The 12,949-nt window shown below is 56.2% G+C and carries 10 protein-coding genes; all 10 read right to left on the reverse strand.

What is annotated here, in order from left to right:
* Positions 1-558 precede the first annotated feature (558 nt).
* The 10 genes from J4772_RS33060 to J4772_RS33105 all read right to left on the reverse strand — a co-directional run bounded on the left by J4772_RS33060 (position 559) and on the right by J4772_RS33105 (position 12,907).
* Positions 559-1,797, reverse strand: coding sequence for an argininosuccinate synthase (locus J4772_RS33060; protein WP_209073120.1), 1,239 nt, complete (start codon positions 1,795-1,797; stop codon positions 559-561).
* 79 nt (positions 1,798-1,876) lie between these two features.
* On the reverse strand, positions 1,877-2,836 hold the full coding sequence (argF, locus tag J4772_RS33065) for an ornithine carbamoyltransferase (protein WP_116060594.1): 960 nt from the start codon (positions 2,834-2,836) through the stop codon (positions 1,877-1,879).
* A gap of 52 nt (positions 2,837-2,888) precedes the next feature.
* Complete coding sequence (locus tag J4772_RS33070) at positions 2,889-4,076, reverse strand: acetylornithine transaminase (RefSeq protein WP_209073121.1); 1,188 nt, start codon at positions 4,074-4,076, stop codon at positions 2,889-2,891.
* Between the two features lie 40 nt (positions 4,077-4,116).
* Entirely contained in the window at positions 4,117-4,908 is a 792-nt protein-coding gene (gene argB, locus J4772_RS33075; RefSeq protein WP_116060596.1) for an acetylglutamate kinase, read from the reverse strand.
* A gap of 13 nt (positions 4,909-4,921) precedes the next feature.
* Positions 4,922-6,151, reverse strand: a complete 1,230-nt coding sequence (gene argJ / locus J4772_RS33080) for a bifunctional glutamate N-acetyltransferase/amino-acid acetyltransferase ArgJ (RefSeq protein ID WP_209073122.1) — start codon at positions 6,149-6,151, stop codon at positions 4,922-4,924.
* 43 nt (positions 6,152-6,194) lie between these two features.
* Positions 6,195-7,247, reverse strand: coding sequence for an N-acetyl-gamma-glutamyl-phosphate reductase (argC, locus tag J4772_RS33085; RefSeq protein WP_247740920.1), 1,053 nt, complete (start codon positions 7,245-7,247; stop codon positions 6,195-6,197).
* Between the two features lie 221 nt (positions 7,248-7,468).
* Positions 7,469-8,380 carry a YitT family protein gene (locus J4772_RS33090; RefSeq protein ID WP_209073123.1) on the reverse strand — a complete coding sequence of 304 codons (912 nt, stop codon included), beginning with the start codon at positions 8,378-8,380 and terminating at the stop codon, positions 7,469-7,471.
* A 356-nt stretch (positions 8,381-8,736) separates the two neighbouring features.
* Positions 8,737-9,856 (reverse strand): peptide chain release factor 2 gene (gene prfB, locus J4772_RS33095; protein ID WP_247740921.1). Its coding sequence is split into 2 segments (ribosomal slippage): positions 8,737-9,777 and positions 9,779-9,856, totalling 1,119 coding nucleotides; the frame shifts between segments, so codons are not numbered across the junction.
* Between the two features lie 87 nt (positions 9,857-9,943).
* Complete coding sequence (secA, locus tag J4772_RS33100) at positions 9,944-12,457, reverse strand: preprotein translocase subunit SecA (RefSeq protein WP_209073124.1); 2,514 nt, start codon at positions 12,455-12,457, stop codon at positions 9,944-9,946.
* A gap of 147 nt (positions 12,458-12,604) precedes the next feature.
* Complete coding sequence (locus J4772_RS33105) at positions 12,605-12,907, reverse strand: hypothetical protein (RefSeq protein ID WP_209073125.1); 303 nt, start codon at positions 12,905-12,907, stop codon at positions 12,605-12,607.
* Positions 12,908-12,949 lie beyond the last annotated feature (42 nt).

The raw sequence follows: 12,949 nt of genomic DNA on the forward strand, positions 1-12,949 counted from the left end.
CACCAAACTCCCGCGTTTACGGACCTGTAACGGTCTGACAGACCGTTATACCCTCGAAATCCCGCGTTCACGGACCTGTAACGGTCTTGCGGACCGTTAGAGCACTAGACTCCCGCGCTCACGGGCCTGTAACGGTCTGGCAGACCGTTAGAGCACCAAACACTCGTGTTCTCGGGCCTGTAACGGTCTGGCGGACCGTTAGAGCACTAAACTCCCGCGCTCACGGACCTGTAACGGTCTGACAGACCGTTAGAGCACCAAACCTCCCGCGTTCACGGACCTGTAACGGTCTGGCGGACCGTTAAAGCACTAGACTCCCGCGCTCACGGGCCTGTAACGGTCTGGCAGACCGTTAGAGCACCAAACACTCGCGTTCCCGAACCTGTAACGGTCTGACAGACCGTTAACCGATGCGCAAAGTCTCACGCTCAACGCCACCCGCCGATAAACGGCAAAAGGGGAGCGCCGCGCGGCGAAGGTGCCTCCCGTCATAGCCCCGGCTGGCGGGGGATGGTTCGGCAGGCTTCGGGCGCGGTTCTCCCTTTTACACTTTATCGATTAAATGCCGGAAGCTCCGTTGACGCCGGAAGAAACCTTCAGGCGCAGAGCGTTCAGGCGGATAAAGCCGGTAGCGTCGCCTTGATCGTACGCTTGCGTAGGATCGGCCTCCATCGTCGCAATGTGCGGGTTGTAGAGGCTGACCGGGCTTTTCAGTCCGGCGGCGATGATGTTGCCCTTGTACAGCTTAAGGCGCACGGTGCCTGTCACGTTCTGCTGGCTTTCGTTGACGAGCGCTTGGATGGCCAGACGCTCAGGAGCAAACCAGAAGCCGTTGTACACAAGCGTGCTGTATTTGGAGATCAGAGAATCGCGCAAATGCATCACGTCGCGATCCATGGTCAAAGACTCGATTTTGCGGTGAGCGGCGAACAGGATGCTGCCGCCCGGCGTTTCGTACACGCCGCGGCTTTTCATGCCGACGAAGCGGTTTTCCACCATGTCGACGCGGCCGATGCCGTGCTTGCCGCCGACTTCGTTCAGCTTCTCCATGACGTCAAGCGGGCTCAGACGCTCGCCGTTGATAGCCACGCAGTTGCCGGCCTCGAAATCCAGCTCGATATATTCAGCTTGATCCGGAGCTCTCTCCGGGGAAACGCTGAGCACGTACATCTCTTCCACTTCCGGAGCGCTTGGATCGAACCAAGGGTCCTCCAGCATGCCGCTCTCGAAGCTGATGTGCAGCAGGTTGCGGTCCGTCGAATACGGCTTGGCAGCGGATGCTTGAACCGGAATACCATGCTTCTCCGCATAAGCGATCATCTCCGCGCGTCCCGGGAACGCGGCGCGGAACGCCTCGTCGCGCCATGGAGCGAGCACTTGAATGTTAGGAGCAAGCGCAGCGGCCGTCAGTTCAAAACGAACCTGGTCGTTGCCTTTGCCCGTTGCGCCGTGCGCGATGTAGGTTGCGCCTTCCGCTTGCGCGATTTCAACCATGCGCTTAGCGATGAGCGGACGCGCGATGCTTGTGCCCAGCAGGTATTGCCCTTCGTAAAGAGCGCCTGCCTGGAACATCGGGAAAATGAAATCTTTCGCGAACTCGGCGCGAAGATCGTCGATGTACACTTTGGATGCGCCGGTTTTGAGCGCTTTTTCCTCAAGGCCGTCCAGTTCGTCCTTCTGGCCGATGTCGGCGGTGAAGGTGATAATCTCAGCGTCATACGTTTCTTTCAGCCAAGTCAGAATAACCGAAGTGTCCAAGCCGCCGGAGTAAGCCAGCACGATTTTGTTCTTTGCCATGGAAATTAGAAGCTCCTTTGAACTGAAAAGTGGATATGCAATAAATATTGCCGCTATCTCCCGGGTTCGGTCGACAGATTTACATAATGGCGGCCATGATCGCTTTCTGCGCGTGCAGACGATTTTCGGCCTCGTCGAAAATAACGGAGTTCTTGCCGTCGATGACGCCCTCCGACACTTCCTCGCCGCGGTGCGCGGGCAGGCAGTGCATAAACAGGTAATCCGGATTCGCGTACTTCACGAGTTCTTCGTTCACCTGATAATTTTTGAACGCCTTCTCGCGCTCCTTCTGCTCTTCCTCGAAGCCCATGCTCGCCCACACGTCGGTGTAGACGATGTCCGCTCCTTCGATCGCTTCGCGGGGATCGCGCAGAATTCGCACGCTGCCGCCGGTTTCCGCCGCAGCTTCAATCGACGACTGGACGGAGCGCTCGGACGGGTCATAACCTTCCGGAGATGCGCTGGAGAAATGCATGCCGAGCTTAGCCGCGCCCATCATCAAAGAATGAAGTACATTGTTACCGTCGCCGATGTAAGCGACCTTCAGTCCTTCCAGCTTGCCTTTGTGCTCCAGTGCCGTCTGATAATCGGCCAGCGCCTGGCAGGGGTGAGACTGATCGGACAGAGCGTTAATGACCGGAATCGTAGCGCCGCGCGCCAATTCCACGACATTGCGGTGACCGAACGTACGTAAAATCATGCCGTCCAGGTACCGAGACATGACTTGCGCCGTGTCGAGAATCGTTTCTCCGCGTCCCATCTGGATGTCGTTGCGACTCAGGAACAGCGCCTGACCGCCTAGCTGGTACATGCCAACCTCGAAGGATACGCGCGTACGCGTGGACGATTTCTCGAAGATCATACCGAGAGATTTGCCCTTTAGAGGCTGATACGCTTCTCCGGCTTTATGTTTACGTTTAATCTCGACCGCAAGATCGAGCAGGTACCTAATCTCTTCGGGGCTAAAGTCCACCAAACCGAGAAAATCCCGGCCTTTCAGTTGTGCCGCAATCTGTTCCAGGCTCGCTGCCGTAGTCATGGCAAATCCTCCTTCTCTATTTGCAAAGCTGCGGGCTCCGCCGCAACTTCTGTTATTGAGCCGCTTTCGCCGCCGCTTGCTCGGTCAATACGGCTGCAATCAGGTCGACCGCCGTATCGATCTCTTCGTTCGTGACCAGCAGATTCGGCAGCAGCCGAATGACGTTCGGTCCCGCCGGTACAACGAGCAAACCGCGCTTATGCAATTCGGCGATCGCGTCTCCCGCAGGAGCGTTGCACAAAATGCCGATCAGCAAACCTTTGCCGCGCACCTGATCGACGTTCGGCAAGCCCGCCAGCTTCTCTTGCAGTTGGGCGATCAAATATTCGGAAGCCGCTGCCGCCTTCTCGGCGACATTTTCCTTCAGCATCGTCTCGATCGTAGCCGCAACAACCGCCATCGCAATCGGCGTGCCGCCGAAAGTCGTCGCATGCGCGCCTGGCACGAACGCCGGCTTCACATGCTCTTTGGCCAGCATAGCGCCAACCGGGAAGCCGCTGCCGATGCCTTTAGCCAGCGTGAAGATGTCCGGTTCGACGTCATAGTGCTCGTAAGCGAACAGCTTGCCGGTCCGTCCCATGCCCGTCTGGACTTCGTCCACGATCAGCAGCAGACCGTGACGATCGCATAGCGCGCGAACCGCCCGCAGGAAGTCCTGATCGACGGGGATAACGCCGCCCTCGGCTTGAACCAGCTCCAGCATGATCGCCGCCGTCTTGTCGGTAATCGCTGCTTCGAGTGCCGGCAGATCGTGAAGAGGCACATGCACGAAGCCTTGCGGAAGAGGCAGGAAGCCTTCCTTCACCTTGTCTTGGCCTGTCGCGGTCAGCGTAGCGAGCGTGCGTCCGTGGAACGATTGTGTAAAAGTAATAATCTCGTAGCGTTCGTTGCCCTTGAGCTTCTGATGGTAACGACGGGCCAGCTTGATCGCCGCTTCGTTCGCTTCCGCGCCGCTGTTGCAGAAGAACACCGCATCGGCGCAGCTGTTGTCGACCAGCAGTCTGGCCGCCTTCTCCTGTCCAGGGATATGGAACAGGTTGGAGACGTGCCACAGCTCGTCAAGCTGGCTCACCAGCGCAGCCTTGACGGCATCCGGTACGTGACCGAGGTTCGCTACCGCAAGCCCGCTCATAAAATCAAGGTACGCTTTCCCTTGATCGTCCCATACGCGGCTGCCCTTCCCTTTCACCAAAGTAATGGGATATCTCGCATATGTCGAAAATAACGCGCTGTCACTCATACCCAATCGCTCCTTTTTCCACCGTGTGGCCTTACGCCCTTTATGCTCTTACGATCCGAGTGCCGATGTCGCCCTCCGTCAGAGCCCTGCTGAGAACCCGCTCCGCCGCGCCGTCCACGATCCGCACTTCCTTGACGTCGCCGTGCAGACAGCTCATTGCCGCTCGAACCTTCGGAATCATGCCGCCGTAAATTTCGCCGCTGGCAATCATCTCCTCGATGTCCGCAAACGTCACGACCGGAAGCACCTGCTTCTCGCCGTTCACGGTGCGCATAATGCCCGGCACATCGGTGACGACGATCATCGTCTCAACGCCGAGCGAAGAGGCAACCGCGCCCGCCGCCGTATCCGCGTTGATGTTGTAGCGCTGCCCCGACTCGTCGATGCCGATCGGCGCAATAACAGGCAAGTAGCCAAGCCCGATGACGCCTTCGACCAGCTCCGCATTCACACCGACGACATCGCCCACATGGCCGATCTCGTCCGCGTTCGCGACCGGTTTCGCCACAATCAGCTTGCCGTCCGTACCGGACAGGCCCAGCGACTTCGCGCCGTTCTGCTGCAGCTTGCGCACGATCTCCTTGTTGATGCGGCCCGCCAGCACCATCTCGACGACGTCAAGCGTCGCTTCGTCGGTTACACGCAGCCCATTGACGAACCGGCTCTCGATCCCCAGCTTGCCGAGCGTCTCGTTGATAGCCGGACCGCCCCCGTGCACGATAACCGGCTCGACGCCGCGCTCCTGCAAACTGCGCAAATCTTCGAAAAATACGTCGGGAAGCGCCGCTAAAGTGCTCCCCCCACACTTCATCACAAATCGTTGTTTACTCATACGCCCGTTCTCCTTACGTCCGATAAGCGGCGTTGATGCGCACGTAATCGTACGTCAGATCGCAGCCCCATGCCGTCGCTTTGCCGCTTCCCATGTTAAGATCAACATGAATGCCCACGGTATCGCCCTTCAAATATGCCAATGCAATTTCTTCGTCAAAAGGAACCGGACGGGACTGCTCCAGCACGACAATGTCGCCCAGACGAATGTCAACCGTGGCCACATTAACCGGCACTCCGGCGCGACCGACAGCGGCAATAATGCGTCCCCAGTTGGCGTCCGCACCGAAAACGGCCGACTTCACAAGGCTGGAGCCGATGATCGTCTTGGCAATCGCCTGCGCCGCATCGTCGCTGTCCGCGCCGACAACCGTCGTCTCGATCAGCTTCGTCGCGCCTTCTCCGTCGCGGGCGATCGCTTTCGCCAGCTCGGCGCACACATGGCGCAAACCGTCGACGAACGCCGCCAAGTCTGGATGGCTGCGGGTCAGCTCGCTGTTGTCCGCCAAACCGCTGGCCATCGCCACGAGCATATCGTTCGTGCTCGTATCGCCGTCCACCGTAATCATGTTAAAGCTCACGTTCGTCACTTCGCGCAGCAGCTCTTGCAGCAGAGAGGAGCCGATCTTGGCGTCCGTCGTTACGAAGCCGAGCATTGTCGCCATGTTCGGATGGATCATTCCCGAGCCTTTGGCCGCTCCTGCAATCGTCACTTGCTTGCCGTCTATCGTCAGCTCGACGCAGCTTACCTTTTTAACAAGGTCAGTCGTCAGAATCGCCTGGCAAAAGTCGTCGGAGCCTTGATTGTCACCTCGCAGCCGTCCCGGCAGCTTCTCGATGCCCGCGTTAACGCGATCCATCTTCAACAGCTCTCCGATGACACCCGTGGACGCTACAGCCACCTCGTCCTTGCTGATGCCCAACGCTTCCGCCGTATTCGCCTGCATCGCGCGCGCATCCGCTTCCCCTTGCGCTCCCGTGCATGCATTGGCGTTGCCGCTGTTCACGACAACCGCGCGCAGCACGCCGCTTCGTCCCAACGCTTCCCGCGTCACCAACAGCGGAGCCGCTTGGAATAAGTTGGTTGTATACACTGCGGCGGCCGAAGCCGGAACCTCGCATACGATGACTCCCAGGTCGTGGCGATCGGTTTTTTTCAAGCCGCAGTGTAGCCCTCCGGCCTTAAACCCTTTTGGCGTCGTAACGCCTCCGTCTTCCACGATCGCGTAGCTTTGTTTTCCCATGATATTCGGTCGTTCCTCTCATCCGTAAAATTGAGCCGCTCTATTATGGATAAACCGGAGTGAACTGAAGCCCGAGCGTCTCGTCCCAGCCCATCAGCAGGTTTAAGTTTTGAATCGCTTGGCCGGCCGCGCCCTTCACCAGATTGTCCGTGACGGAAATGATCGTCAGTCGTCCCGTCCTCTCGTCCACGGAGAAGCCGATGTCGCAGTAGTTCGTGCCGTACACTTCCTTCGTCGCCGGCCAATGACCGGCAGGACGAACGCGGACAAACTTGCGACCTTCGTAAAATTGACGGTACAGCTCGACGATCTCTGCATCGGAACGTTTCTCCGTTAGCGTAGCGTACATCGTCGCCATAATGCCCCGGGTCATGGGCACGAGATGAGTCGTAAAGGTCGTTACTACCGGACGTCCCGCCGCCTCGGACAGTACTTGCTCAATTTCTGGCGTATGTTGGTGCCTATTCAGTTTATAGGCTTTGAAGTTTTCGTTGATTTCCGAATAATGAGAGCTTAGATTGAGACCCCGTCCCGCTCCGGAAACGCCGGATTTCGCATCGATGATGATGCAGTTCGGATCGATCCAGCCGGATTTAACCGCCGGATACAGACCGAGCAAGGACGTTGTCGTAAAGCAGCCCGGGTTGGAAACAAAATCGGTCGTCTTGACCTGTTCTCCATACACCTCGGACAGACCGTATACTGCACGCTCTACGAGCGCCGGGTCGGCCGGCTCGTGTTTGTACCATTGCTTGTACGCGTCTCCCGACTTCAACCGGAAATCTCCGGAAAGGTCGATCACCTTCAGCCCCGCTTCCAGAAACTGAGAAGCCAGCTTCATGCTGACGCCATGCGGTGTGGCTAAGAAGACGACATCCGCCTTGTCTCGAATCAAATCCACGTCGACATCGTCGAGCAGATCGGTGCGGATCTCCGTCAAGTGCGGATAACCGTCAGCGATCGGAGCGCCCGCGCTGGATGAAGAGATGACGGACGTAACCGCCACATAAGGGTGAGACTCCAATAAACGAATGAGTTCGACGCCGCCATAGCCGGTGGACCCGACAATGGCCGCGCGGATTTGCTTAGCATTCATAATAGTATCCTCCATAGTTTAGAAAAGGATGAATCGCCAAGAAACGGCTTGCGCCGTTGTCAGGACTTTCGGTTGCGAATAGAGTTGCGGTTTGCCCAAACATTCTCAATTGTAACGGATTACGCTAGGGAATGAAAGATGTACTCTTGAGCGGCTTCCGCCATTTTTCGTCCGGTTCGGTTGTGTATTATTATACATTCGATGTATTATTTATGCAATGGTTATATTCGCTCGTCCCTAAACCCCTCGCCCAACACTTCCGCCGCATTCGTAATAATGACGAAAGCATCGGGATCGGCGTCTCGAACAAGCAATTTAAGCTTTAGCACTTCGTTCTGCCCGACGACGGTCAGCAGCACCGGACGATCGTCGCCCGTAAACCCTCCTGTGCCTTGCAAACGCGTCAGCCCCCGATCCAGCTCGTGCAAAATCGCCGCAGATACCCGTTCCGGATCGCGGGAGATAATGTAGGCGGCCTTCGAGGTTTGCAGCCCGGTTTGGATGACGTCGATTGTTTTGCTTGTCGTGAACAGAGCGATAAGCGCATATAGCGCGTTCTCCAGAGAGATGAATAATCCTGCGGATAAAATAACGAGACCATCCAGCATCGCAACCGCGAGGCCGAGACGAATGCCCAACACTCGATGAAGAATTTGCGCCGCAACGTCCAGCCCTCCGGTAGAGCCCCTTCCGCGAAAAACAAGGCCCAGTCCGATCCCCACGCCGAGCCCTCCATAAATGGCAGACAAGAGCGGATCGCTAGTAGGCGGTGTCCAATGGGAGGTAAGAAGTACGAATAGAGGCAGCACGATAGAGCCAACCGCCGTCTTCACGCCGAATTGTTTGCCAAGCACAAGCACGCCTGCAATAAACAGCGGAATATTGAGCGCCCACTGCGTATAAGCGGCCGGAATGTGCGTTAATGTATTCAAAATGATGGAAATCCCCGATACGCCTCCCGAAGCGATTCGGTTGGGCAGCAGGAATAGATTGAAGCTGGCCGCTATGAAGAAAGCTCCGGCCAGCATAGCGACGTAGCTGAATACTGTACGGGTGTTTTGGGAGAAGCGAGGGGCTCTCCTCTTGTTCGGAAGAGCGGGGACGATAGGTTTCCGTTCGTCGATTGTACTCATGGCTCTGCCTCTCTTTTACGATTTACCTTCATTATGTACAAGGAATTAACGGATTACCGCTACTTTCCTCACATTCTCTGCATCGGTTTTGCCGAGCCGTTAAACGACATGGGAAAGGGGCTGTCTCATAAGCAGAGTTGCTTGAGAGGTTCGATAGACAAAAAGGTGTATGTACCTTCCCGGAGACTGCCTCATACGCTCCTGAGATTACCTTGTCACGGGTTTACCCATTCCCATTTCAGGAGCGTATAGCATCGGAAGGAGGTACATACACCTTGCACCTTGTTCATCGATTATCTTTCACAGCAACTTGGTTGGCTTATGGGACAGCCCCTTAGTCGGATGCTGCGCCTCGATTATTGCGCTTCCTGCTTGATCTGGCTGCGAAGGTAGCCGTCGATGAAGGAATCGAGCTCGCCGTCCATGACTGCGCCGACATTGCCGGTCTCCACCTGTGTGCGATGATCTTTAACCATGCTGTACGGATGGAAAACGTAGGAGCGAATCTGGCTGCCCCAGGCGATCTCCATCTGTTCGCCGCGAACCTCGGCCAGCTCGCGCTGCTGCTCCTGAATTTTCAGCTCGTAAAGCTTGGAGCGCAGCATCTGCATCGCTTTCTCACGGTTCTGAATCTGGGAGCGCTGCGTCTGGCAGGCTACGACGATTCCCGTCGGCAAGTGGGTAATCCGGATCGCGGAATCCGTCTTATTGATGTGCTGGCCGCCCGCGCCGCTGGAACGGAACGTATCGACCCGCAAATCGTCGGGACGGATCTCGACTTCGATCTCATCGTTGATTTCCGGCACGACATCGCAGGAAACGAAGGACGTATGCCGCCTTCCCGAAGCGTCAAACGGAGAAATCCGGACGAGCCGATGCACGCCCTTCTCCGCTTTCAGATAGCCGTAGGCGTTGTGACCGCGAATCTGGATCGTCACGCTCTTGATGCCCGCCTCATCGCCAGGAAGGTAGTCAAGCAGTTCGACCTTAAAGCCGCGTTTCTCCGCCCATCTCGTGTACATGCGGTACAGCATTTGCGCCCAGTCCTGCGACTCCGTACCGCCCGCGCCGGGGTGCAGCTCGAGAATCGCGTCCAGCTTGTCGTAAGGCTGGTTCAGCAGCAGCGTCAGCTCGAAGGCGTCCACTTTGGCGGAAAGCTTCCCGACGCTCTCGCTCCACTCCTCGCCAAGCGCCTCGTCCGCTTCCTCTTCGAGAATCTCGAGCATGTCTTCGAGATCTTGGCACTCCGCGGCCAAGCTCTCGTATTGGTCGACGACCGATTTAATCGCGTTCATCTCGCCGATTAGAGCTTGCGCCTTCTCGTTGTCGTCCCAGAAATTCGGATCGCTCATTTTGACTTCATAGTTCTCGATCTGTTCCTTCTTCAGATCTAAGTCAAAGAGACCCCCTAAGTTGCTGTAATCGCTTCGCGTTGGCGCGAAGGTCTTGCTTAACAGATGGGTCTAACTCGAACATCGTTGTATCACCTCGTTGAAATCTTAGGCCCTGCGCGGCGCTGCCGCCCCGCCTTCTAGGCGCAGGACGGCAGCATCGGGCAGCTCTCTATTCTATGCGACCATGGCACATTTTGTATTTCTTTCCGCTGCCGCACGGGCACGGATCGTTGCGACCGACGACGCTGGCGCTGCGAGTTTTCGGCTTCTTCGGTCCCTCTTCCGCCTTCGTGTCCACGGCTTGGCCCTCGGCAACCGCTTCGCGCTTCGGTGCGGCCTGAACTTGCGCCTTCGTAATATACAGCGTAACTTCTTCCTCGATCCGTTCAATCATGGCGAGGAACATGTTATGACCCTCGAACTGATATTCTCTGAGAGGATCGTTGCCGCCGTATGCGCGCAGATGAATGCCTTGGCGCAGATGATCCATGGAATCGATATGATCCATCCATTTGCTGTCAACGGCGCGAAGAACGACGACCTTCTCGAACTCGCGCATCGTCTCTACGCCGATCGACTCTTCACGCTCGTCGTAGAGCTTGTCGACCAGACCGACGATCAGTTCGATCATCTCGTCCTTTTCCTTGCCCCACAGATCGTCCTTCGTCAGGCGATCTTCCGGCAGGTAATGGGAATGCGCGTAAGCGACCAAACCGTCCATATCCCAATCTTCCGGGACGTCGCTGTCGGGACAATGATTCTCGACCGATTTCGCGATAACGGAACGAATCATGCCGGAGACGATATCGCGGATGTTCTCCGCATTAAGAATCGCGCGACGGTCTCCGTAAATTTTCTCCCGCTGCAGGTTGATTACGTCATCGTACTGCAGGACGATTCGGCGTGTGTCGAAGTTGCTGCCCTCAACCCGCTTCTGAGCCGATTCAATCGCACGCGAGATCAGCTTGCTCTCGATCGGGGATTCCTCGTCAAAGCCGAGGCGTTCCATCATCCCCATAATGTTGTCGGCGCCGAACCGTCTCATCAATTCGTCCTGCATCGACAGATAGAATTGCGAGGAGCCCGGGTCGCCTTGACGTCCTGCGCGGCCGCGAAGCTGGTTATCGATCCGGCGAGACTCGTGGCGCTCCGTGCCGATAATGTGTAGGCCGCCCTTCTCGGCAACGCCTTCGCCCAGCAGGATATCCGTACCACGGCCGGCCATGTTCGTCGCGATCGTGACTCCGCCGTACTGTCCCGCGTTGGAGATGATCGCCGCTTCCTCTGCGTGATACTTGGCGTTAAGCACTTGGTGGGTTATGCCCTTCTTCTTGAGCAGCTCCGAGATGCGCTCGGAGTTCTCGATCGAGACGGTGCCGACAAGTACTGGCTGACCTGTCGCGTGACGTTTGACGATCTCTTCAACGACCGACTTGTACTTGCCATTCTCGGACTTGTACACGACGTCCGGTATATCGTTGCGGATCATTGGACGGTTCGTAGGCACTTGAACGACTTCAAGGCCGTAAATGCGCTTGAACTCCTCTTCCTCCGTCTTAGCCGTACCGGTCATACCGGCCAGCTTGCGGTACATCCGGAAGTAGTTCTGGAACGTAATCGTCGCGAGCGTCATGCTCTCGTTCTGTACGGTGAGCTGCTCCTTCGCTTCGATCGCTTGGTGAAGACCTTCGCTGTAGCGGCGGCCGGCCATCAGACGTCCGGTGAACTCGTCGACGATAACGACTTCGTCTTCCTGAACGACGTAATCGACGTCGCGCTTCATAATATAACGTGCGCGCAGCGCTTGATTGACGTGGTGATTCAGCGTCACGTGCTCGTGCGAGAACAGGTTGTCGATGTTGAAGGCCTTCTCGACCTTCGTTACGCCAGTCTCGGTAAGAGCAATCGTGCGCAATTTAATATCGACCGTGAAGTCTTCGGTGTCCGTCAGCTTGCTGACCAGCCGGTCTGCCGCATAGTACAGCTCGGTCGATTTCTGCGCTTGTCCGGAAATAATAAGCGGCGTACGCGCTTCGTCGATGAGAATGGAGTCGACTTCGTCGATGATGGAATAGTGAAGCGGACGCTGAACCATCTGCTCCTTGTACAGAACCATGTTGTCGCGCAAGTAGTCAAAGCCGAACTCATTGTTCGTGCCGTAAGTGATATCGCAAGCATAAGCTTCCTGTTTTTCCTCATGCGAAAGCCCATGAAGGTTACAACCCACCGTCATGCCAAGGAATGTATAGATCTGTCCCATCTGAGCGCTGTCGCGCTGGGCCAGATAGTCGTTGACCGTAATTACATGAACGCCTTCGCCCTGCAGCGCGTTCAAATAAACCGAGAGCGTACCGACAAGCGTCTTGCCTTCGCCGGTTCTCATCTCCGCGATTTTGCCTTGGTGAAGCACCATGCCCCCGATGAGCTGTACGTCGAAATGACGCATGTTAAGCACGCGTTTGGACGCTTCCCTCACGACTGCGAACGCTTCGGGAAGAATGTCGTCCAAGGACTCGCCTTTGGCAATGCGTCCACGGAACTCGTCCGTCTTCGCGCGAAGCTGATCGTCGCTCAGCGAGGAAATGGAGGATTCAAGTCCATTAATTCGCTCGACGGTTTTGAGAAGCCGTTTCACCTCACGTTCATTGGCATCTCCGAATATTTTTTTGACAAGTCCCATCATAATCGAATGTACCCCTCTCTCTCGGGCTAACTATATCTTTACATTTTAACAGTTTGGGGGTATTGGAGCAAGAAAGGACAGCTGGAAACGGAAGTCATTAGATATAAAAAAATGCTGCCCGGGCGGGCAGCGTGGAGATGGATTAGATCAGGGCTTGTTAAGTTGGAGGTCTCGCACGATGTTTTCTTGTTCTAATGAACGAAGGCATAACGTTTCGAGGAGACGCATTTGCCTCAATTGGCCGTTCTTTAGTTCGTCCGAATCTGATTTTAATGAGGCTGTGGTAGTCTTCAGTTCGGCTACACCTGACTTCAGTTCCGCTACGTCTGTCTTCAGTTCCGCTACGTCTGTCTTCAGTTCGGCAACATCGCGTTCCATCCTGGTAATCTTGGCATCCATCATTTCTACGCTGTGCTTAATGGCAAGCAGAATCTCCTTTGTTTCATCCATTTCGTTTCCCCTCCCCATTAATGAAACTTATATCCGAACTCG

Source organism: Cohnella sp. LGH (genome assembly GCF_017671885.1).
Taxonomy (GTDB): Bacteria; Bacillota; Bacilli; order Paenibacillales; family Paenibacillaceae; genus Cohnella; species Cohnella phaseoli.